Annotated in this window: 18 protein-coding genes, 2 tRNA genes and 1 pseudogene; 17 read left to right on the top strand and 4 right to left on the bottom strand. The window is 44.0% G+C overall.

The genetic code is table 11. The annotated features are described in order from the left end of the window. Positions 1-13 precede the first annotated feature (13 nt). A complete protein-coding gene (locus V1L65_RS19785) occupies positions 14-967 on the bottom strand; it encodes a ribokinase (RefSeq protein ID WP_331700963.1) in 954 nt (317 codons plus the stop codon). A 417-nt stretch (positions 968-1,384) separates the two neighbouring features. Next, positions 1,385-2,119 (bottom strand): GntR family transcriptional regulator, encoded by a 735-nt coding sequence (locus tag V1L65_RS19780; protein WP_331700962.1) that lies wholly within the window; start codon positions 2,117-2,119, stop codon positions 1,385-1,387. A 182-nt stretch (positions 2,120-2,301) separates the two neighbouring features. Between V1L65_RS19780 and V1L65_RS19775 the strand changes: the two genes are divergently transcribed. The 8 genes from V1L65_RS19775 (at position 2,302) to V1L65_RS19740 (ending at position 11,523) form a co-directional block, all read left to right on the top strand. Further along, the gene (locus V1L65_RS19775; RefSeq protein WP_331700961.1) at positions 2,302-2,949 is read left to right on the top strand and encodes a MarR family winged helix-turn-helix transcriptional regulator; all 648 of its coding nucleotides are present in this window, start codon (positions 2,302-2,304) and stop codon (positions 2,947-2,949) included. Positions 2,950-3,115: 166 nt separating this feature from the next. Then, positions 3,116-4,441, top strand: coding sequence for a glutamate-1-semialdehyde 2,1-aminomutase (hemL, locus tag V1L65_RS19770; protein ID WP_331700960.1), 1,326 nt, complete (start codon positions 3,116-3,118; stop codon positions 4,439-4,441). After that, positions 4,438-5,661: a cysteine desulfurase gene (locus V1L65_RS19765; RefSeq protein WP_331700959.1), complete on the top strand. Its 1,224-nt coding sequence runs from the start codon at positions 4,438-4,440 to the stop codon at positions 5,659-5,661. The genes hemL and V1L65_RS19765 overlap by 4 nt, the downstream gene beginning before the upstream one ends. A 218-nt stretch (positions 5,662-5,879) precedes the next feature. After that, positions 5,880-6,671, top strand: coding sequence for a lipid II flippase Amj family protein (locus V1L65_RS19760; RefSeq protein WP_331700958.1), 792 nt, complete (start codon positions 5,880-5,882; stop codon positions 6,669-6,671). A gap of 195 nt (positions 6,672-6,866) precedes the next feature. After that, positions 6,867-7,106 (top strand): thioredoxin family protein, encoded by a 240-nt coding sequence (locus V1L65_RS19755; RefSeq protein ID WP_331700957.1) that lies wholly within the window; start codon positions 6,867-6,869, stop codon positions 7,104-7,106. A 447-nt stretch (positions 7,107-7,553) separates the two neighbouring features. Beyond that, positions 7,554-9,026 (top strand): aminotransferase class I/II-fold pyridoxal phosphate-dependent enzyme, encoded by a 1,473-nt coding sequence (locus V1L65_RS19750; RefSeq protein ID WP_331700956.1) that lies wholly within the window; start codon positions 7,554-7,556, stop codon positions 9,024-9,026. A 14-nt stretch (positions 9,027-9,040) separates the two neighbouring features. Then, the gene (gene glyA, locus V1L65_RS19745; protein WP_331700955.1) at positions 9,041-10,276 is read left to right on the top strand and encodes a serine hydroxymethyltransferase; all 1,236 of its coding nucleotides are present in this window, start codon (positions 9,041-9,043) and stop codon (positions 10,274-10,276) included. Positions 10,277-10,341: 65 nt separating this feature from the next. Next, positions 10,342-11,523 carry an acetylornithine transaminase gene (locus V1L65_RS19740; RefSeq protein ID WP_331700954.1) on the top strand — a complete coding sequence of 394 codons (1,182 nt, stop codon included), beginning with the start codon at positions 10,342-10,344 and terminating at the stop codon, positions 11,521-11,523. A gap of 21 nt (positions 11,524-11,544) precedes the next feature. Here the strand turns inward: V1L65_RS19740 and V1L65_RS19735 are convergent, their stop codons facing one another. Beyond that, positions 11,545-12,441 carry a LysR family transcriptional regulator gene (locus V1L65_RS19735; RefSeq protein WP_331700953.1) on the bottom strand — a complete coding sequence of 299 codons (897 nt, stop codon included), beginning with the start codon at positions 12,439-12,441 and terminating at the stop codon, positions 11,545-11,547. A gap of 99 nt (positions 12,442-12,540) precedes the next feature. Here V1L65_RS19735 and serC point away from each other — a divergent pair, with 99 nt between their 5' ends. Together serC and V1L65_RS19725 are read left to right on the top strand one after the other, a co-directional pair. Continuing rightward, positions 12,541-13,626, top strand: a complete 1,086-nt coding sequence (gene serC / locus V1L65_RS19730; protein ID WP_331700952.1) for a 3-phosphoserine/phosphohydroxythreonine transaminase — start codon at positions 12,541-12,543, stop codon at positions 13,624-13,626. A 12-nt stretch (positions 13,627-13,638) separates the two neighbouring features. Then, on the top strand, positions 13,639-14,253 hold the full coding sequence (locus tag V1L65_RS19725; RefSeq protein WP_331700951.1) for an HAD family hydrolase: 615 nt from the start codon (positions 13,639-13,641) through the stop codon (positions 14,251-14,253). Positions 14,254-14,293: 40 nt separating this feature from the next. On the opposite strand, the gene V1L65_RS19720 is transcribed toward V1L65_RS19725, so the two are convergent. Beyond that, the gene (locus V1L65_RS19720; RefSeq protein ID WP_331700950.1) at positions 14,294-14,422 is read right to left on the bottom strand and encodes a hypothetical protein; all 129 of its coding nucleotides are present in this window, start codon (positions 14,420-14,422) and stop codon (positions 14,294-14,296) included. Positions 14,423-14,576: 154 nt separating this feature from the next. Here V1L65_RS19720 and V1L65_RS19715 point away from each other — a divergent pair. The 7 genes and pseudogenes from V1L65_RS19715 (at position 14,577) to V1L65_RS19690 (ending at position 21,528) form a co-directional block, all read left to right on the top strand. Continuing rightward, positions 14,577-14,650 (top strand) — tRNA-Cys (locus tag V1L65_RS19715). Between the two features lie 27 nt (positions 14,651-14,677). Beyond that, positions 14,678-14,751 (top strand) — tRNA-Cys (locus V1L65_RS19710). Between the two features lie 117 nt (positions 14,752-14,868). Further along, positions 14,869-15,579 carry a type 1 glutamine amidotransferase gene (locus V1L65_RS19705; protein ID WP_331700949.1) on the top strand — a complete coding sequence of 237 codons (711 nt, stop codon included), beginning with the start codon at positions 14,869-14,871 and terminating at the stop codon, positions 15,577-15,579. An 898-nt stretch (positions 15,580-16,477) separates the two neighbouring features. After that, the gene (locus V1L65_RS19700) at positions 16,478-18,625 is read left to right on the top strand and encodes a sensor histidine kinase (protein WP_331700948.1); all 2,148 of its coding nucleotides are present in this window, start codon (positions 16,478-16,480) and stop codon (positions 18,623-18,625) included. After that, on the top strand, positions 18,612-19,343 hold the full coding sequence (locus tag V1L65_RS19695) for a response regulator transcription factor (protein ID WP_331700947.1): 732 nt from the start codon (positions 18,612-18,614) through the stop codon (positions 19,341-19,343). Before V1L65_RS19700 ends, V1L65_RS19695 begins: the two co-directional genes overlap by 14 nt. 361 nt (positions 19,344-19,704) lie before the next feature. Then, positions 19,705-19,866: pseudogene (locus V1L65_RS28775) on the top strand (S-layer homology domain-containing protein); the annotation flags it as partial. Positions 19,867-19,881: 15 nt separating this feature from the next. Continuing rightward, positions 19,882-21,528 carry a clostripain-related cysteine peptidase gene (locus V1L65_RS19690; protein WP_331700946.1) on the top strand — a complete coding sequence of 549 codons (1,647 nt, stop codon included), beginning with the start codon at positions 19,882-19,884 and terminating at the stop codon, positions 21,526-21,528. Positions 21,529-21,903 lie beyond the last annotated feature (375 nt).

Below are 21,903 nucleotides of genomic sequence, written 5' to 3'. Positions count from 1 at the left end.
TGTTCCCCTCCTATTACTCCTGTTTTTCAAGCACTTGTTCAAGCAGCTCACTCAAGCGTTCATTACGGGCATAAGAGATTTGTGTACCGGAGCGTGTAACGCTATCGGAGGCAAGCAGATTAGCTAATTCAATGGCTTTGATCGGCTCAAGTCCGGCAGCTATTCCGTAGGAGAAAGCGCCGCAGAAGGCATCTCCAGCTCCTGTTGTGTCTTTGGCATTAACGATAGGCGCCGGCATAGCTAATACTTCTTGTCCGCTGCCAGCCATATAGAGTAAAGCGCCGTTTTCGCCTAGTGTAACAACCAGATTAACACCAGTATAATCACCAAATTGCCGCACAGCTTGATGCAGGTTTGCAGGATCAATGCCGGCCATTTCGTTTGCTATAAGGGCAAACTCTGTTTCATTTGGGATAAGCCAGTCTGTAAGATCCAGAATTTCTTTTAGGACAGGAGCTGCAGGGCCTGGATTCAAAATGGTCGTTGCGCCTACAGTCTTGGCTCGCTGGAAGCCGCGCAAAATAGTGGGCTGAGGTATTTCTAGCTGGGAGATGATTGCATCAGGACGCGGAAGCTGATCGAACGCTTCATCAACTAATTCAGGTGAAACATTTTCATTGGCACCAGCGCCAAGCACGATTCGATTGTCGCTAGATGGTTCCACCCAAATCGCTGCTACGCCGCTGTAATTGCCTGGTATTGTTTTTACAAACGAGGTATTAACGCTGTTCTTCTCGAATTCTTCAAACCATTTTGGCCCGAAAATATCATCGCCAACACAGGTTACCATAGATACTTTTGCACCAAGTATGGCTGACATTATCGCTTGGTTTGCGCCTTTTCCGCCGAAGCCTTGTGCGAACCCGCGCCCAAAAACAGTTTCACCGCGCTGTGGGAAACGCTCAAGATAAGATAGAAGATCGACCATATTGCTGCCTACTACCGTAATGTTTGGATGTTGTTTCATGGAAAGTGCCTCCTAAAATTTATTGTCAGTATGAATCTCTCTTTAAACATTTATTTTTGCACAGCCCATCCGACAATAGTCCAATTACACGATTCAATATAGCGCTTACATTTCTAAGCGTCAATCTTCATTTAAAACGTTGCCACAAGTTAAAGATGCTATATAGAGCAGACTCGCATCAGTGTTCATCAATCACCTCTATTCACACATTTTGGATGAAAAAGACGCCTAAAAGTAAGAGGTGATTTTTAATAGTTGTACAATAATGTATATATACCTCTATATACGTCTAGTTGAAGATTACCATAACTAATTTGAAATTGTCAATTGGCTTATTTAGATTTTTTAATTTCAATATTGACTAGAAACAAAAAAACACCTCCTGCAAGAGGAGGTGTTGCATTTGAAAGATGACCATTAGCGCTCAAGAATTGAGGTCAATTTCATAAGATCGCTGCGCAGCCACACTTCGGAATACTCGATCGGTGTATGATCCGCAGCATATGTAATCTGCTCCAAGAAGATAAGCGGAGTTCCTATATCTATTCCAAATATAGAGGAGATTCGTTCGTCAGAGCCGCGCGCAACGAATGAACGCTTGCCGTGATGAATAGCTAAGCCGTAATCTTGCTCAATAATCGAGAAGAGCGTTTCTTTTTCAAAATCATAACTGTCCAGGTTCGGAAAGAGTTTGACTGGCAAATAGTTTTCAAGATAGACAAATGGGCAATTATCTATGGATCGGACACGCTGCAGAAAGTGAATAGGGTCGCCTTTGGATAAACCTAAGTGTTTGTCGACCGGTTTGGCTGCTACTATTATATTCATGCCTAAAAGGCTTGTTGAGAAATCAATTTTCTCGCCGTAGAGTGACTCGGAAATCGATACAAGCCGTTCTGCAGCAGCCGACTCGATTTGCTTGCCAACAACGAACGTGCCCTTTCCATGAATTTGAATAAGGACATCTTCATCGATTAAGTTTTTAATAGCTTGTTTAATAGTACCTCTGCTAATTTCAAGCGATGCAGCAAGATCTGTTTCGGATAGAAGCTTATATTTAGGGCCCCATTCTCCGCTTTCGATCTTTTCTTTGATCCAATTCTGTACTTGAATATATAGTGGTTCTGGACTTTGCTTATCAATAACTAACATAGTGTCATCACCCTTATTAAACGTTCATATACATTACTATACCTTTAAGCGGTTAATATGTACATGTATTCTTTGTTTATTTATCAACAAATTAGTGAATAGATGGAAAAAATGTAACGCAAATATTGTTCTAATTCTTTTTCATTCGTGCTTTTAACTGCTCCTGTTTACATGTAAAATGGATGAAAGAATGTAAAGGGAAGGTACGGATGGTTATGATATTTAACTCACAGCATCGTGATAACAGCCGGTCGGCGCGCATAAGCATGGCTTTGTTCCGCATGTCGCAAGCTATAAAAAAACTGACACAGGCGGAAAGCGACGCGCTTGGATTGTCACCTGCACAAATTCAAGCGCTGCTGTTTGCTTCCCATACTAGAAATGATGCCGCAACGGTTGGCAATTTTGCGAAAGCAATCGGCGCTTCGCATGTTACGGCAGTAAAGATCATGAATGGTTTAGTGGGCAAGGGGCTTGTTGCCAAGGTTCAAAAAGCTGACGACCGTCGCGTTACACTGCTGGAGTTAACTTCAAAAGGCGAGGAAGTGGCGTATCAGCTTCAGCATTGGGGACAATCGCTGGAGACTGAGCTGCAGCAGATCTCAGAGGAAGCACTAGCTCATCTCGAGCTTGGTCTTGGCGCTATTATTTCAGCGATGCAAGGACGGGGGCATTTGATCGTGTCGGAGCCTTGCTTGGGCTGTATTCATTTTATGCCTAATGCTGAGGATTCGGATAATCCGCATTATTGCAAGCTCGTTCAAAAATATATTTCACATGAAGCCTCTCTCAAAGAATGCCCCGAGCATACCCCTTTTAATGGCAATTGAACAATAGCCATTGCTCTATTTCCAAGCTTCTATTTATATTGATCTAATAATAGGAATATCCTATGGAAATGATATTATTTATTGGATTGAACAATGATTCATGACCGACTATACTAAACGGAAAAGCGCACGATTCCAAGCATAGGGAAGGAGAAGGGTGGCGTTCATGACATTGAATCTGTTAAGAAAAGATGCTTTTTCCAAAGCGGCATTCGTCGAGGCAAAGCGGGTCATCCCAGGTGGAGTGAACAGTCCGGTTCGCTCTTTTTCTGCGGTCGGTTTGACACCAGTTTTTATTGTAGGCGGACAGGGCTCGCGTGTATTTGATATCGACGGCAATCAATTTATTGATTTTATCGGTTCCTGGGGTCCTCTCATATTGGGGCATGCACATCCGGAGGTCGTCGCAGCGATCAGCAATGCAGCAATGCAAGGCACAAGCTTTGGCTTGCCGACTGAAATAGAAACTAAAATGGCCAAATTGATCTGCGAAACCATTCCATCAATAGAAATGGTACGCATGGTTAATTCCGGAACAGAGGCGGCCATGAGCGTAATGCGTCTGGCAAGGGGCTATACGAAGCGGTCCAAAATTGTGAAGTTTCAAGGCGGCTATCACGGACATGCTGATGATTTGCTCATTAAGTCAGGATCGGGTGTCGCCACATTGGGGCTGCCGGATAGTCCGGGCGTGCCGAAAGAAGCAGCTGCGAATACGATAACTGTTCCCTACAACAGCATAGCCAGCGTCCGCCTTGCTTATGAGCATTTTGGCGAGCAGATTGCCGGGGTAATCGTTGAGCCGGTAGCGGGAAATATGGGAGTTGTGCCGCCTTTGCCGGGATTTCTGCAGGAACTGAGAAAGATAACAGAGCAATATGGAAGCTTGCTTATTTTTGACGAGGTCATGACTGGGTATCGTGTAGATTATCATGGCGCGCAGGGGCTGTACGGAATTATGCCTGATCTGACGTGTCTTGGTAAAATTATCGGCGGCGGGCTGCCAGTAGGTGCATATGGCGGCAAGCGGGCTATTATGGAACAGATCGCCCCGATAGGTCCGATTTATCAAGCTGGAACTTTATCGGGCAATCCGCTTGCGATGGCAGCCGGATATTCGACCTTGCAGCTTCTGGGCCAGCCGGATATTTACTATGAACTGGAACAAAAATCGGCCAGATTGGCGGAAGGCTTTATTGAAAACTCCGAAATGACGGGCATACCGCTCCAGGTAAATCGGGTTGGTTCGATGCTATGTGCTTATTTTACCGAGCAGAATGTCGTTGATTACGATACGGCACGACTATCGAATATGAATATTTTCAAAAAATACTATGCCTTAATGCTTGAATATGGCATTTTGACACCGCCGACTCCCTATGAAGCAATGTTTGTATCTGCCGCTCATTCTGAGAACGATATTGAACTTGCGATTAATGCCCACTATAAAGCTTTACTAAAAATTAGCGAGGAAATGAGGGGGGAGTTATGAACATTTCGGATGTTCGCGCTCAATTTCCAATATTAAAGCAAAAGGTTCATGGCCAGCCCCTTGTTTACCTGGACAGCGCTGCATCTGCGCAAAAGCCTGTTCAGGTTATTGAAGCGCTGAAGCATTATTATGAAAACGATAATGCAAATGTGCATCGCGGCGTGCATACGCTTGGAGCGCGTGCAACCGATGCTTATGAGGGTGCGCGGGTGAAAGCTGCGCGGTTCATTCATGCCAAATCCGAACGGGAAATCGTGTTTACCCGCGGTACAACCTCTGCTATAAATCTGGTTGCTTACAGCTACACCAGGGCAGTGTGCCAGGAAGGCGACGAGATCGTCATTTCGGCTATGGAGCATCACAGCAATTTACTCCCTTGGCAGCAGGCAGCTAAAGCTGTCGGCGCCCAACTGAAATATATTCCACTGCAGCCGGATGGTACATTTACACTTGAGGATGCGGAAAGAACGATTACAAGCCGTACCAAAATAGTAGCGACTTCGCATATATCCAATGTGCTTGGCGTCGCCAACCCTGTCAAGCAACTGGCTGCCATTGCTCATAAGCATGGTGCAGCTATTCTTATTGATGGGGCGCAAAGCGCTCCGCACATCAAGGTTGATGTGCAGGAACTCGACTGTGACTTTTACACCTTTTCGGGGCATAAAATGTGTGCGCCTACCGGCATCGGTGTTTTGTATGGCAAGAAGGCGCTGCTTGATCGAATGGAACCGGCTGAATTCGGCGGAGAAATGATCGACCATGTCGATCTGCATCATTCATCGTGGAAGGAGGCGCCGTGGAAATTCGAGGGTGGAACGCCTATTATTGCTGGTGCAATCGGACTTGGCGCGGCCATCGATTTTCTTGAAGAAATTGGGATGGACAATATTGCTGAGCATGACCGGAAACTAACAGCATATGCGGTGGAGCGTTTGAATCGGGTTGACGGTTTAACCATCTACGGCCCGGAGGATAGACGAATGGGGCTGGTAACCTTTAATTTGAATGATGTACATCCGCATGATGTTGCCACCGTACTGGATAATTACGGTGTAGCGGTTCGTGCCGGGCATCATTGCTGCCAGCCGCTTATGCGCCATTTTCAAGCTGCAGCTACAGCGCGAGCAAGTTTTTATTTGTACAATACAGAAGAAGATATTGATCGGCTTATGTTCGCGCTTCATAAAACGATACAATATTTTGACGATCAGGAATGAGAATACAGAGAGCCGTGAACGTGACGGAAGTGGGGAGTGCCAATGACTTGGCGCTCTTTTTCCATTTTAAAAAAACAACTGAACCTTTATGATACTCAGCGAGTTCCTGGTTGAACGATTACTCATTGTGTAAACATGATACAATTTTAAAATTTTGGAAAATATAGTATGATACTAATAGAAGCGGCATAGAGGCGGTGACGGAGCATTAGATGTTAATGTTAAATAGTTTAATTTTAGTATTTGTGTTAACTATGATCATACATACAGCAGAGACACTTTCTTATTCTTTAAGATACGCCGGGGTCAAAATAAATAAAATCGCTGTTGCGCTCTCTTTAACAGGCATTGTTGTACTAGTATCAAGGACAGCTAATCTCATTCAAGCGGCACCAATAGGAAGGTTTGTAGATTATGCAATGGTTGATTCAGATTTCAATTTATTGGAATATCTCAGAATAATAATGTTTGCTGCAACGATAGGAACATTAATTGCTATTATATTATTCCCGACCTTTGTGAATATTTGGAGTAGAGTCATATCCAAGCTGGAATTGACCGGTTCCTTGCCAAAGCTGATTTCCAGCGTAACGATTGCACAGTTGAAAAATACAAGGCACTATATTCGAAAGCCTTCTTTCCGCTTAGCTCAATATAGATATTTGGGCGTATCCAAACGGTTTATTTTTCTAAATATAGTCGTTACCGCGATTTATACAGTAGGGGTACTTTCTGCATTGTACGCCGCCTATTTGGTTCCAGAATTACAAATGACTGCTTCGCAATCGTCTGGATTGATCAACGGTATTGCCACTATTCTATTAACGATATTTATTGATCCGCAGGTTGGATTAATTACAGATAGAGCGATTAACAACGTAACGTATCGCGATCAGCTTGGCAAAATATATACTCTGCTTATGGTTTCACGTTTTCTAGGAACTTTGCTAGCGCAGGTGCTAATATTGCCTGCTGCTTACTTAATTACTATACTGATCAAGCTAATTTAAGCCTGGTTTATATTGTACAAAGATACAAATATCGCCTAATCAATTCTATGTTGGGGCAAGAGTATATTTTGTTTCCATATAACGATTGCTTTTGCCTATGATAATAAGAAGAAATGTGTAATTGATAATAGCTCATGACCTCCCCTATACTCAATATAAGTAGCGATGCTACATAAATTAGAGGGAGTGATGGTAATGTCTAAAGCGGTATTTTATCATGCTGGTTGTCCTGTTTGTGTTGATGCTGAGCAGGTGGTACTTCAGTACCTTGATCCGTCGAAGGTGAGTGTAGAAGTCGTACATTTTGGTACAGACAGAAGCCGTATCGGTGAAGCGGAAAGCGCTGGAGTAGTTTCCGTTCCGGCTTTGGTGCTCGATGGCAATGTGTATCATATTAACTTTGGTGCTAGCCTGGATGATGTTAAGAAGGGTTAGTAAATAAAGACTAAGAAGGCGCCTTGATGGGTGCCTTTTTTTGTTCCCCTATTCACAATGAATTTACTGCTTCCCTAGCTGGTCAGTCGTTCCGTTATTACTATAGAAATCGCAGTTTTGAGGAGGTAAAAGGACAGACGTTCCGTTATTAGCCATTAAATCACAGAAAAAGGGAGATTTGAAGTCATATAGCGGAATGAGTGTCCGCCAAATTTAAAAAATGGCGGTTTTAAAGCAAATAACGGAACGTGTGACCATGTCGATTCATTCAGAATAACCATTTGCGAGCAAAGAGGTAACGGAAGGTAAGGTTGGGACTGGAGAAGCACCAATCGATAGGATATTCCTATGAAAACCATATAATTTATTGAATTGATCAATTAATTTGTTCGCTCTATACTAAATCGAAATACGGATATCGCATTCTGAAAGGATTTGACCGCTATAATGGACCATCACCGCACCCCTTTGTTTACGGCTCTAACGGAGCATGCAAAACGCGATCCCATTCAATTTCATATACCCGGCCACAAAAAAGGGGCAGGAATGGAAAATGGATTTAAAACGTTTCTGGGCGGCAATGCCTTGTCCATCGACTTAATTAATATTGCGCCTCTGGACGATTTACACCAGCCTACCGGTGTAATTGATGAGGCGCAGCGCCTTGCTGCAGATGCGTTTGGCGCAGACTATACGCTGTTTTCTGTACAAGGTACAAGCAGCGCGATTATGACGATGATTATGGCCGTTTGCGGACCAGGTGACAAAATCATCGTGCCTCGCAATTTGCATAAATCCATTTTATCTGCGGTCATTTTTGCAGGCACGAAGCCTGTATTTATTACGCCTGAACGAGACACCCAATGGGGCGTTGATCATGGTATTTCTGTACGTTCAGTGAGAAAGGCTTTAGAGCGGCATCCGGATGCTAAAGCTGTGCTCGTTATTAATCCGACTTATTTTGGCGTATGCACGAATTTGAAGGCCATCGTGGATTTAGCTCATAGCTATGACATCCCTGTTTTAGTTGATGAAGCGCATGGCGCCTTGCTGCATTTCAACGATAAGCTTCCATTATCGGCGATGCAGGCCGGGGCCGATATGGCAGCGACAAGCATGCATAAGCTTGGCGGTTCCTTGACGCAAAGCTCGCTTCTGCAAATAAAAAAAGGGCTTATCCGCCCTCAAAAGGTGCAAACTATTTTCAGCATGCTGACCACAACCTCCACTTCTTACATTTTGTTGGCATCGCTGGATGCGGCCCGTAAGCATCTGGCTATCGAAGGACGGGAAATGTCCGAAAAAACGATTCGCTTGGCAGAATATGCGAGAGGCCGGATTAATGAAATTGACGGGCTTGCTTCCTTCGGCAGAGAAATATTATGGACGGATGCAGCATTTGACTTTGACCCGACAAAGCTTACCGTGCATGTTCGCGAGCTTGGCATCACCGGTTATGATGCGGAGAACTGGCTGCGGGAGCAATGCAATATCGAAGTGGAGCTGAGCGATTTGTACAATATATTGTGTTTAATCACACCGGGCGATTCGATTGAAGCAGTCGATAGTTTAGTCAATGCCTTAAAAGAGCTGGCCACGGAGAAGCGCAAGCAGCAAGCAGAGATTCATCCAGTGGATGTCGCGCTGCCAGATATTCCAGTGTTAGCTTTAACGCCAAGAGACGCATTCTATTGTGAAACAGAGCTGATTCCTTTCGAGCAGTCAGCCGGCAGAATTATTTCTGAATCTATTTATGTATATCCGCCAGGCATTCCTATATTGTTACCCGGTGAAGTCATCGCCAGGCAGCATATTCAATATATAATGGAGCATTTGAAGGTCGGACTGCCTGTCAAAGGTCCCGAGGATTTAACCGTTAAGCACGTCAAAGTTGCTATAGAAGAGAAAGCAATATTTTAGAGGAGGATACTGAAATGAATTACTTACTTAAACAAGATCCTGTAATTGCTGATGCGATTCAGCTGGAGCTGGGACGTCAGCGCGATAAAATCGAGCTGATCGCGTCTGAAAATTTTGTGAGCAGCGCCGTTTTGGAAGCGATGGGAACAGTTTTAACTAATAAGTATGCTGAAGGTTATCCGGGAAAAAGGTTTTATGGCGGCTGTGAGCACGTCGATGTCGTAGAAGATTTGGCGAGACAAAGAGTGAAGGATTTATTTGGAGCAGAGCATGCCAATGTGCAGCCCCACTCAGGCGCGCAAGCAAATATGGCCGTATACTTCGCCAGCGTGAAGCCGGGCGATACTATTCTTGGCATGAACTTGGCACATGGCGGACATTTGACGCATGGCAGCCCGGCGAATGCTGCGGCAAAATTGTATAACTTTGTCCCTTATGGCGTAAATAGCGAAACCTTCCGCATCGATTACGATGAAGTGCGCAAGCTGGCGCATAAACATAAACCGCGCATGATTGTCGTAGGAGCGAGTGCGTATCCGCGCACAATTGAATTTGAGCCTTTTGCCCAAATTGCAGAAGAGATCGGCGCCTTGTTCTTTGTTGATATGGCGCATATTGCTGGAATTATCGCTGCTGGCTTGCATCCCAATCCTGTCCCGCATGCACATTTTGTAACGACTACCACTCATAAAACGCTGCGCGGACCTAGAGGAGGCGTCATTTTATGCCGCAATTCATGGGCTCAAGCCATTGATAAAGCAGTCTTTCCTACTACGCAGGGCGGTCCGTTAATGCATGTGATTGCAGCTAAAGCGGTTGCATTTGGAGAAAATGCCAAGCCAGAATTTAGAGATTATATGGAGCGTGTCGTTCAGAACGCCAAAGTATTGGCGGAAGCTTTAATGGAACAAGGTTTCCATGTCGTATCTGGGGGAACGGATAATCATCTTGTGCTAATCGACCTTCGCAATATGGGCTTGAATGGAAAAGAAGCTCAGCTGCTTTTGGATAATATCGGCGTTACTGTGAACAAGAATACGATTCCTTTTGATACAGCTAGTCCTCTGATTACGAGCGGAATTCGGCTTGGAACGCCTGCTGCAACGACAAGAGGCATGGGAACCAATGAGATGAAAATGATCGCGGATATAATTGCACAAGCATTAAAAAGTCCAAATGATTCAACGATTCAGGAAAAGATGAGTCAAAGAGTGAAAGAGATAACTTCGCAATTCCCTTTGTATGATTAAAACAAAATAGCGTCTACGCCATAGGAAGCCGTACGCGCGTAATGTTCGGTGGGGAGTGAGATCATATGAATACTGTAGAGACGAGCAGCGCTTTGTTCCCGACGTATATGAAATATCCGATTACGCTTGTAAAAGGGGAAGGCAGCAAGGTCTGGGATGATGGGGGCAAGCAATATTTAGATTTTATGGCTGGGATTGCGGTTTGTAATCTGGGTCATGTGCCTGAAAAAGTAAAGAAAAAGGTGCAGGAGCAGCTTGATCAGCTTTGGCATGTTTCTAATTTGTTTCATATTCCTAATCAGGAAAGACTTGCTCAATTGCTTGCAGAAAACAGCTGTACAGATCTTGTTTTTTTCTGTAACAGCGGCGCTGAGGCGAATGAAGCTGCGATAAAATGTGCCAGAAGATATCATCAGCGGGTGCTGGGCAACGACAGATACGAAATTATCACTTTCGAGAAGTCGTTTCATGGCCGGACAATGGCGACGTTGACGGCTACCGGACAGGATAAAGTGAAGGACGGCTTTTATCCGCTGCCAGGCGGATTCTCATATGCGCCATATAATGATATTGCAGCTGTAAAAGAGAAAATTACCGATAAAACGGCTGCTATTATGCTGGAGCTCGTGCAAGGTGAGGGAGGCTTATACCCTGCGGAGCATGAATTTGTTCGCCAGCTTTCAGCCTTGTGCCAGCAGTATGGCCTGCTGCTTATTGTGGATGAGGTACAGACTGGGATAGGGCGAACGGGAAAATTATTTGCTTATGAGCATTATGGGATTGAGCCGGATATTATTACACTGGCCAAAGGGCTGGCAAGCGGCTTTCCGATAGGGGCAATGATGGGCAAGAAGAAGCTGCGCGAGGCATTTTCGGCAGGCAGTCATGCTTCCACCTTTGGAGGCGCTCCGCTCGCTGCAGCAGCAGGTATTGCTACACTAGAAACGATGGTCGAAGAGCGTTTGTATGATCGCGCGGATCAAGTTGGAGCATATGCCTTAGAGAGACTCAATAATCAGCTGCAGTCCTATTCGGCTGTGAAGTCGATAAGAGGTATCGGTCTATTGATTGGCATTGAATGTTACCAGCCCGTTGCGCCGATTATTCAGAAGCTTGTCCAGCACGGCTTGCTTGTGCTGGCAGCGGGGACGCATGTCATTCGGCTAGTACCGAATTTATATATAACGAATGAAGAAGTCGATCAAGCTGTAAATATTATTGCAAGCGTGCTGAAGGATGCCGAGTAATCGGCATCCCCTTAAGCATTCCTAGTCAAACTGATCACTTTTTACCGTTGTAATTAATTGCTCCATAAACACGCGGCTAGCTGCGCATAAATATTTGTTTTTTCGATAGGCAATACCGATTTGGGTGGTGAGCACTGGATTTTGAATCGGAATTGTCCGAATCTGCTTATTGTCGATGTAATCAAGATAAGCTTTAGGCAGGATAGTGACGCCAACCCCTTTGCAGACCATATTAACGATTGACTCCATCGTTGTCATTTCCATAATAGGCTGGGGTGCGAAGTCCTGCTCGCGGCACTTTTCATTTATTAACTGTCTCATAAAATAAGTGCTTGGCAATAAGACGGATGGAGTGTCCTTCAAAACGTCCAGCTTTACAAATGGCTTTTTAGCAATAGGATGATCAATCGGCGCCGCAAGAGCAAGATTTTGCTTGTAGAGCGGGATAGTCTCCAAATCGTCATGCTCCATAGGCAAAAATACAATGCCCAAATCAAGCTCATTTTGCAACAGGCCATTATAAATATCGCCTGTCCGCAGACCAAGTACGGATAGCTCTACATTCGGGTAGCTGCGATGGAATCCGATTACTGTAGGCGGAAGCAAGTAATTGACGACCGTAAGCAGAGCGCCGATTTTTAAAGTGCCGCGTTCTAAGCCTTGTATTTCACTAATCGCGGCTTTTGCCTGCGACAGCTCGTGAAAAACATTATAGCTATGATGGAGCAATGTTTTCCCCGCTTCGGTTATAATCGTTTTTTTGCCGACTCGATCAAATAGCGGTGTGCCGATTTCATGCTCCAAAAGACGAATTTGCTGGCTCAATGATGGCTGTGCGATGCCAAGCTTTTCAGCAGCACGTGTAAAATGCAGCTCTCGGCAAACGGCCATAAAGTACTCTAACTGCTTCAATTCCATTGGGTGTTCTCCTTTATCAAGCTATAAAATAATAGGTTATTACAATCATTGTAAGATAAATCATTCGAAATATCTATAGAATAGTAGGGGGATATGGAAATGAATCAAGTTTTTAACTTTAATGCAGGACCAGCTGGACTGCCTTCAGAAGTGATGCTTGAAGTGCAGGAGGAAATTTTGGACCTTCAAGGGACAGGATTATCCATACTCGAAATATCGCATCGAAGTAAGGAATATGAAGCGATCAACGATGAGTCTCAGCAGCTGCTCAAACAACTGCTGCAAATCTCATCTGAGTATGAGGTGCTATTCCTGCAAGGAGGCGCAAGCACGCAGTTTGCTATGGTGCCTATGAACTTCTTGACAGCTGGACGCGTAGGAAGCTATGTGCACAGCGGCACATGGTCGGGAAAAGCGATCGCCGAAGCGCTAAAGATTGGCGAGACTGCTATAGCGGCAAGCTCAGAGGAAGATCAATTTAAGAAAATGCCCGATTTACAGCATATGAAGCTTCATCCGAAAACTGCTTACGTTCACCTTACAACTAATGAGACGATTGCAGGCACCCAGTTCCAAAGCTTTACTAATACAGGAGAAATTCCGCTTATTGCGGATATGTCCAGTGATATTTTGTCCCGCTCTTTTGACGCTTCCAATTTCTCGCTGATTTATGCCGGCGCGCAAAAAAATTTAGGAGCTTCAGGTGTTGTCATTGTCATTGTGAAGCGGGATATGCTGAATCGTGTTTCTGCCCATATTCCTGATATTATGAACTATCGCGTACATGCCAATAGCGGTTCACTGTATAATACGCCGCCCGTATTTGGAGTATATCTTGTCAATCTTATGCTTAAATGGATCCGTAATAATGGAGGGGTGAAGGCCATTGAACGCCGCAACCAGCTTAAAGCTGATTTGCTGTATAGCACGATAGACGAGAGCGGCGGATTCTATATGGGACTTGCCGACCCGCAAAGCCGTTCGACAATGAATGTCACCTTCGGAATTAGCTCAGACGATTTAGAAAAAAAGTTTTTACAGGAAGCAGCACAGCATGGGTTTGTTGGGCTAAAGGGGCATCGGGATGCGGGGCATTTGCGAGCGTCGATTTATAATGCGGTAACGTTCGAACAATGTAAGGCGCTGACTGATTTTATGGCCGATTTTCAAAAAAGATTTGGCTGAGGAGGATTGAACATGTATCAGAACATTGTATTTGACGTGGATGGAACGCTTCTTGATTCAGATCAGGCCATTCTAATATCCTTGCACAAGGTTTTGCTTGAAGAGCTCGGCAGAGAGTTTTCTGCGGAAGAGCTGACGCCTGTATTAGGCATGCCGACTAAGAAAAGCTTGAAACTGCTCAAGGTTCCTGATGTTGATCGTGCAGATGCCAGACTGCTGCAATATTTGAAGGAGCATAACGATTTGATGACTCTCTATTCAGGCATTACAGATATGCTCGAAAAACTTGTGGAAGATAATATTCATATTGGAATTGTCACCTCTAAAACTCGGGAGGAGTTTCAGGTCGATTTTATACCGCTTGGCATTCACCATTATTTTTCCCATATTATTTGTGCAGATGATACAGCAAAGCATAAGCCAGAACCGGATCCTTTATTGAAATATGTAGAACAAACCGGTATAAATCCGGCAACAACGCTTTATGTTGGGGATACGGTATATGATCAGAAATGCGCGAACGGAGCTGGAATTGATTTTGCTCTCGCATTGTGGGGAGCCAAGCAGCCCGAAAGTACTGAAGCTCAACATAGATTGAGCATGCCGGAAGATATTCTTAAAATATAAGAAAGCATAAGTTTTTGCACCTTATATCTGTTCTTATATTTCATCGGTAAACGCGCCAGTCCAGAGGATGACGGAGCCGTTTATCCTTGGCCGAATAGGAAGCTGATTTTAGCATAATGAACGCAACCGGTTGATTGCGGCAATAGTCCACACCTACATGATTCGTCATTGCAGTTAGACTTCTCTTAAAAAGAAACGGTGCAATGACGAATAGAAAATGAAAGATTGATAGGCTAAACCAATCATTATTAGTAAAAAGTTGAAATTGATCATATTGATCAAAAAAAGTATTGTTAAAATATAGCTAGTTGATGTTCTTGTTAGGGAGTATAGCCAAATGGTAAGGCGAAGGCGTGCATAGCCTTAGGTTCTGGTTCAAGTCCAGATACTCCCTCCAATAAATTAGCTTGCATGCAATTCATAGGGGAGTATAGCCAAATGGCAAGGCGAAGGTGTGCATAACCTTAGGTTTTGGTTCGAATCCAGATACTCCCTCCAACAAAAAAACTATACTCATTTAGGTAGAGAGCAGGGGGGAGGCAACCCTGCTTGTCTTGTTTTATAGTTAGATATGTAGTTTTAGGTACAACAATAACGATAGAGGGTGGAATTACGATGAGAATTCACTATTTGCAGCATGTCCCTTTTGAAACGCCTGAGTATATAAGCGATTGGGCCAAAGAGAGAGGGTATATGCTGACAGGGTCTTTAACTTACGATAATCATCGATTTCCAGAACTATCTGAATTTGATATGCTCGTCATTATGGGCGGACCGATGGGTGTATACGATGAAGAGAAATATCCATGGCTTGCTCGTGAGAAGCAGTTTATAAAAAAATCCATACAACAGCGAAAGCTGGTGCTTGGCATATGCCTTGGGGCACAGCTCATTGCAGAGGCTATCGGCGGCAGGGTTTACAAAAACGAGCATAAGGAAATTGGCTGGTTTCCCATACAGTTGACGAATTGGTCTAAGCATACTGAGCTTTTCAAGGTGCTGCCCAAAGATTTTACGGCATTTCACTGGCATGGAGATACATTTGAGCTTCCACCTGCTGCCATGCGCATTGCATTTAGCAAAGGCTGCGCCAATCAAGCTTTCGAATACGATGACCACGTAGTTGGGCTCCAATTCCATTTGGAGAGCAGTAATGCGAGTATTCGAAGGCTGGTTGATCATTGCCCCGATGATTTGGAGCCAGGCATATATGTGCAGAAACCTAATGAAATGCTGGATCAAGACGAATATTTGGCTCAGTCAAATGCAATCCTCTTTACATTGCTCGATGCGATGGTAAGTAAGCATGCCAAAGGTAACTTCTAACGGTTGCCACAGGCGCTAATCATGCGAAAATGAAGCATTAAATTTTCTAACGGTTGCCATCGTGCTTAATATCGTAAAAACCGCTGATTTCTTAGGAAAATGGTCCAATAGCGCCCATGACAACCGTTAAAATATAAATTCGGTTAAAAACATCGAAATAGCCTCGTTGGCAACCGTTAGAGCGGTTTTGACGAGGAATGGGGTTGTCCGATCAACCTTAGTAAGGTATTGATTGAGAAAAGGGCTAGATTACCGTGAGATAGTTTGGAGGAAAGGTGTTGTTCAACTTTTACCTGCCTGCAAGTAAACGTCATTGAAGCTAAAAGTGTAAGTTCAAAGGGAATCTATCCCTGGAACTTACGCTTTTTTATTGAGCTGTTTCTGAGTAGTGAAGCTGCTGATGCGACAGCTTCTTTTTACTATTATTCTTGTCTCTAGTGGAGTTGTGAGCATTTCATTTTGGCGAATTCTATTGTTATCTTATGTATTACATGTATAATGAATAAATAATTTTCTGAGGCGCGTTGTCTATTAGACAATATTGGTTCGGCTAAAGTGATGGAGAAATCAGGCATGCAGTTAGAAGGTGTATTGCGGAAAGCAGTATACAATAAAGGAATCCATCAGGATTTGAAGTCTATTCTATTATATATAGTGCTGTCTAGAGAGTAAAACCATTCGATTTAAGCGCAAGGTAGCTCAAGTAAAACGTACTGTGGGTTTGCACGTTAAGGAAGCGTCCAGGGATGGACGGTTTTTCTTACGCTCACAAAAAGGACCTCATAGTGATTTTTGTGTTGAAGCCTCTCAGATATTTTAAGGGCACAAATTTCTTAAATGATGATATTATTTAGATAACTTACTTATTGCACTAATGTAGATTGGGGTCAGGTTCATAATGAGGGGTATTCTCCGATTAGGTTCTCGTACGATCTTGTTATATATAGCTGCAGCCGTTGTTGTCGGTTTGGTTGCAAGCTATGCTGTTATCCCTGCACCGGACTCCCCTAAACTCCAAAGTGAAAAAGGCGTTCTGGATTTAACGCAGGTTCATGTCAGTGAGAATCCGCTAAAGTTAAAAGGGGAGTGGGCGTTCTACTGGCAAGAGCTGCTGTCGCCGGAGGACATACAGATCCGCTTGGCAAGGGACGGAAATAATGACAGCTGGATCAGTATCCCGGGCTCCTGGCTAGGCTATTGGTTTGATGGTCAGCAACTGGACGGTACAGGCTTTGCAACCTTTCGGGTGGTCATCCAGCTTAGCGAGCAGGATCGAAATGAGAGGCTTGCTCTGAGGGTGCCGACTATTTTTCATGCGTATAAATTATGGGTGAATGGCGAGCTGCTGGCAGAAGTCGGTCTGGTTGGTCAGGACAAGAGCAGAGTGACACCTCATCTTGCAACAAAGCTGGTGTTCATCCAGCCCGAGAATGACACCGTGGAACTGGTTATACAAGCAGCCAACTTCCATCATAAGCGAGGCGGTATCACCAAGTATATCGAATTGGGCGGCAGTGATGTGTTAATGGTCAGGACAAATCTGAAAATTGCTGCTGAAATGTTCATAATCACAAGCCTGCTGGTAATTGGCATCTATCACCTGCTATTGTTCATACTGCGACGCAAAGACAGAGCCCCATTGTATTTTGGTCTGTTCACCTTGTTGTTCGGTATTCGATCCTTGCTGGTCGGCGAGCTCTTGATCACACAATTGTGGCCAGCTTTTCCATGGGAATTGCAGTTTAAGATCGAGTACCTGATTCTTTGCAGCAGTGGTTATATTATCACAAAGTACTCTAATTGCATTTTTCCGAATTATGTGTCGAGTTGGTTTCGTCTTGCCACGCGGATCGTAACCGGCGTACTCTGTCTAGTTGTTGTGGTGACCCCTGCACTAATATATTCAAAAATGTTACTGATAATCGGTGTAATCGTTGTTCTGCACATGGTGTATCTGATGGTTGGGCTGGTCCAATCGGCTGTGCGGCGTATGGAGGGAGCACTGATCTTCCTGCTGGTGTCGATGGTTGCTTTAGTGACGGTCATCAACGATTTTTTATATTACAACGAATGGTCACGAATCGGAAATACATCTCCGCTTGGTCTGTTGGTGTTTACGATCGCACAGATGATTCTGCTTTCTTCAAGATTTACGAGGGCTGCATCGAACGAAGAAAGGATTGCACGTGAACTGCAGGACGCTAACAACAAGCTGACCGAAATGAATATAAATTTGGAACGGACCGTGCAGGAACGCACGCAGGCCTTATCCGCAGCTCATGATGATCTCCGCACTTCGTATGACCGGTTGCTTCACTACGAGCAAGGGAGAAAAAAGCTTCTTGCCTATATTACGCATGATCTGCGTATGCCGCTGTCCAACATGCTTGGTTATGTAGAAGCTGTGCAGGACAAGGTCAAGCCAGAACATAATGAACAGTACCTGAAGTATATCCGGGATAACACTGTAAGGATTAACCGCATGATTGAGGAGTTATCCTTCTTGTCACATTTGGAGACGGGACAAGTCTCGTACCGAATGGAGCAGGTTCATGTGCATCACTTTTTACGTCGTTTTTTTGAACAATATGAGCTGGTTGTGCGTGATGCAGGGCTCAATTTCATGCTGGATACCAGAGATACGGAAGATCAAGGGACCAAATCACCTGTTGTCGAGATGGATGCGCAAAGACTGGAGCAGGCGTTGTTTAATCTAGTGTCGAACGCGATGAAGTTCACCTCTAGTGATGGGTTGGTGCGAATTGCGCTAGCTGTGAACGAGGTGAATCATACCCAATATGCGATTATTAGCGTACAAGATTCTGGCACGGGTATTCCTCCAGATCAGCTCGAGCAAATCTTCGATCGCAATTACAAGTATGATCGACCGGGCGTGGAGAAGAGCGTAGAAGGCAGCGGGCTCGGGCTGGCGATTTGCAGGGAAATCGTACAAGCGCATGGAGGGACGGTTCGAGCGGAGAGCGACGGCAAGACGGGGGCGATCTTCTATGTATCGATCCCTTGTATTGTAAATGAAGGAAGGTGACGATGTGGTGGCCACGCACAAAATAATGATCGTCGATGATGATCCCCATATATGTGAGATTGTTCAGGTGTATTGCGAGAGGGAGGGGTTTCTATCCTCCTACAGTCATAGCGGGACAGAAGCCATGAAGCTGCTTGAGTCTTTCGAGCCCGATTTGATTGTACTGGATGTCATGCTGGCTAATGAAAATGGTATAGATTGGTGCATGAACGCACGCTGCTACACGAATGCGCCGATTGTGTTTCTGAGCAGCCGTGAGGAAGACGAGGTGAAAATCAGCGCATTATCCTATGGCGGCGACGATTATGTAACCAAGCCGTTCAGTCCGGGAGTACTCATGGCCAAGATCAAGGCTCACCTTCGCAGAGTGTCGACGGGCAGAAAGGATCAACTGCTGGAGTTACCGGGTTTGACGCTGGATTTCTACGCTCAGTCCGTTAACATGGGGAGTGAAACCATCCTGTTAACGAAAAAAGAGTTCGGTTTAATGTCCTATATGGCACAAAACGTTAATCGTGTCGTCAGTGTCGATGCGTTGTTCCAGGTTACTTGGGGAATGGAGAGCTTGGAGGATATTAGAACGGTAGCTGTACATATCAGTAATTTACGTAAAAAGATCGAGACTGACCCTGCCAATCCTGAGAGAATTGTTACGATTCGGGGGACAGGATATATGCTGGTTGCCAGAAGTGCGTTGCAAGCGCGAACATTGCGTTAAGTTTGGTAGACTACCATATGTAGGGCGAAATATTCGTAAAATATTGGGGTTTACTTAGCCCGGCTCGGGTTGGGGATAGTTTTTATTCGTTGGAAAAAATGGGATCATGGCGTTGGGGCATTATTTGACGTTGTTGACCCATTTTTTGTTCTTTCCGCTAACTTTGCAATCGACTCTTATCCCAGTTCACGGATATGGCCAGATCCTGTAGATGAAGGCTGCCGTTATTCTAAGTGCGAACTTAAAGTTTTCTTTGTAATTCACCAGAGGTCCCATCTAGCATGATAAAATAAGTTTACAAAATTAGACATGAATTTTCCTGTCTGTTGGTCCAACGGGCGGGTTTTGAGATGTTAGTCCAACGGACTGGTTCTACGATGCGGTCGCCTATGTCCGAAAGAATGGCATATGCAGCGGAACGGGCGTTGACACCTTCTCGCCCAAGGGAACGATGACGCGTGTCATGTATGTGATGGCGCTTGCTTTTTTATTTTTTACATTTAAGAAGGAAATTTTCAAATAGAAAGGTCGGAATTTGATGAAAAATATCCGAAGTGTAATCATTTTTTTAATCTTTCTTCTTGCAATAACTCCAACAGCAGTGGCACAAAACTCAAGCTATGCAGAAGCTCTTAACCACTTGGGATTGTTCAAAGGAACGGGGAATGGATATGAACTTTCGCGGGTGCCTACCAGAGCAGAAGCCCTTGTGATGATGCTTCGACTGTGGGGGAAGGAAGGAGATATTCAGAAAAACACCTACAAAAATCCTTTTAAAGATACTGATTGGGAAAGTTCTTATGTATCGTTTGCATATACAAATGGTATAGTTAACGGAATTAATGAACATAGTTTTGGAGGTAAGCAACCAATCTCTCTCAAACAATATTGTGCAATGGTTTTAAGGGTTTTGGGATATTCAGAAACAAAAGGCGACTTTACATATGAATCCGCGGTTCCTTTTGCCTCAATAGTCTTGGGTCTAGACCTTACAAAAGAAGTCGCATTCAATCGGGGAACTCTTGCCAAAATAAGCAGCTATGCTTTAAACACAAGACCCAAAAACCAAATTGCAACATTAGGTCAAATCCTTCGCGAAACAGATGTTTTCACAACGCAACGTTTAAACGAGGCAAGATCACTTTGGGAGCAGGATAAAAAATTTGATTCCTCGACGATTTTAATATATGCCATTGGTTCTGACCTTGAATCACAACAAGGTCGGCTAACAAGTGATTTGGAAGAAATTTTTCGTGGTCAGCCTAATAAAAATACGAAAGTATTGCTTCAAACAGGTGGAACGCTTAAATATCACAACAACTACATGACTGATGGTGCAGCAGAACGTTTTGAAGTAAGCAATGGAAAACTTGAAAAGCATAAAAGTATCATCAAGACCGACGCATCAGATCCTAAAACCCTAAGGGATTTTCTTGTTTGGGGCAAAACCGTTGCACCAAATGATAGGTATATACTGATTTTATGGGACCATGGGTATGGTACAATGGGTGGATTTGGCGCAGACGAGCTAAACGACCGAAAAACGGTGAAAGTTTCGGAGCTTTCGAAAGCAATCGCTGCATCAGATATGTATTTCGACTTGATCGTCTTTGATGCCTGTCTTATGGGCACAGTTGAAACCGCCTATGCCCTTAGAAACCATGGCAAATATCTTATAGCTTCTGAAGATTTAACCCCCGCTGGAGGGTTGTATTATACGACGTGGATAAGTGCAATGGAGCGAAATCCACAAATTAGCACGGAAAGAGTGGGACGATTAATGTTAGATTCTTTTAACCTTCATTCAGGGATTGAATCTAATCTAGCAACAACAATGTCAATGATGAAGCTTTCTCAAGTAGAAGCGCTGGTTAAGGCAATAGAAGGTGCAAAATTTGATTCCTCACTAACAGACCTTGCAAACAACTCAGAGCTATTAGGCAAAACCGAAGGGATATTTGACCAATATGATCTTATAGATATAATGGGGAAATCATCAGAAATTACTGCTGCAGCCCAAGCACTTGCATTCGAAGTAAGAAATTCAGAAGGCAATAAAAATCGTAATGGCGTGGCTTTATACGTACCTAACAGGAAAATTGAACATGCACATGAAATGAAAGAAGAACTAGAAGCCATTGGTCTTAGCTCAAAGTATATAAAAACAATTTTTAATGAAAATTAGCTGTAAAGGATGATCGTTGTCCAGAATGAGGATGATGATGTCGGAATCGAATAAATATCCGGAATGAGGCTTCGCATGAGTTTACTAAACTTTTGCGAGCCTCTTTTTTGCGTGTCTTGGTCACATAAATGTAACCCTAATTAGTCAAAAAGTCCTGATTATACGGAACTATTGTTGGCTTCGTAGTCTAGTCTCTCTATGAAACTTAAAGATTTCTTTATAATCCATCATGACTACTATTAACGATGGTACTATAGGAGGAAAGTGCTGTCGAGTAGTGTCGCAATTTGGTTGTAAAGGTTCATAATTGCAGATGAACTTACTGTCGATGCAGCAGACGTAAGCGGCCGAATCAAGCCGATTTGAAAATGTTAT

It is taken from the genome of Paenibacillus sp. IITD108, from assembly GCF_036541265.1.
GTDB lineage: Bacteria > Bacillota > Bacilli > Paenibacillales > Paenibacillaceae > Pristimantibacillus.
This window is presented reverse-complemented; position numbering and strand designations above follow the sequence as displayed.

Coding starts and splice junctions, on each gene's coding strand:
- V1L65_RS19785 (WP_331700963.1), bottom strand. CDS start 967: ATGAAACAACATCCAAACATTACGGTAGTAGGCAGCAATATGGTCGAT.
- V1L65_RS19780 (WP_331700962.1), bottom strand. CDS start 2,119: ATGTTAGTTATTGATAAGCAAAGTCCAGAACCACTATATATTCAAGTA.
- V1L65_RS19775 (WP_331700961.1), top strand. CDS start 2,302: ATGAAAGAATGTAAAGGGAAGGTACGGATGGTTATGATATTTAACTCA.
- hemL (WP_331700960.1), top strand. CDS start 3,116: ATGACATTGAATCTGTTAAGAAAAGATGCTTTTTCCAAAGCGGCATTC.
- V1L65_RS19765 (WP_331700959.1), top strand. CDS start 4,438: ATGAACATTTCGGATGTTCGCGCTCAATTTCCAATATTAAAGCAAAAG.
- V1L65_RS19760 (WP_331700958.1), top strand. CDS start 5,880: ATGTTAAATAGTTTAATTTTAGTATTTGTGTTAACTATGATCATACAT.
- V1L65_RS19755 (WP_331700957.1), top strand. CDS start 6,867: ATGTCTAAAGCGGTATTTTATCATGCTGGTTGTCCTGTTTGTGTTGAT.
- V1L65_RS19750 (WP_331700956.1), top strand. CDS start 7,554: ATGGACCATCACCGCACCCCTTTGTTTACGGCTCTAACGGAGCATGCA.
- glyA (WP_331700955.1), top strand. CDS start 9,041: ATGAATTACTTACTTAAACAAGATCCTGTAATTGCTGATGCGATTCAG.
- V1L65_RS19740 (WP_331700954.1), top strand. CDS start 10,342: ATGAATACTGTAGAGACGAGCAGCGCTTTGTTCCCGACGTATATGAAA.
- V1L65_RS19735 (WP_331700953.1), bottom strand. CDS start 12,441: ATGGAATTGAAGCAGTTAGAGTACTTTATGGCCGTTTGCCGAGAGCTG.
- serC (WP_331700952.1), top strand. CDS start 12,541: ATGAATCAAGTTTTTAACTTTAATGCAGGACCAGCTGGACTGCCTTCA.
- V1L65_RS19725 (WP_331700951.1), top strand. CDS start 13,639: ATGTATCAGAACATTGTATTTGACGTGGATGGAACGCTTCTTGATTCA.
- V1L65_RS19720 (WP_331700950.1), bottom strand. CDS start 14,422: ATGACGAATCATGTAGGTGTGGACTATTGCCGCAATCAACCGGTTGCG.
- V1L65_RS19705 (WP_331700949.1), top strand. CDS start 14,869: ATGAGAATTCACTATTTGCAGCATGTCCCTTTTGAAACGCCTGAGTAT.
- V1L65_RS19700 (WP_331700948.1), top strand. CDS start 16,478: ATGAGGGGTATTCTCCGATTAGGTTCTCGTACGATCTTGTTATATATA.
- V1L65_RS19695 (WP_331700947.1), top strand. CDS start 18,612: ATGAAGGAAGGTGACGATGTGGTGGCCACGCACAAAATAATGATCGTC.
- V1L65_RS19690 (WP_331700946.1), top strand. CDS start 19,882: ATGAAAAATATCCGAAGTGTAATCATTTTTTTAATCTTTCTTCTTGCA.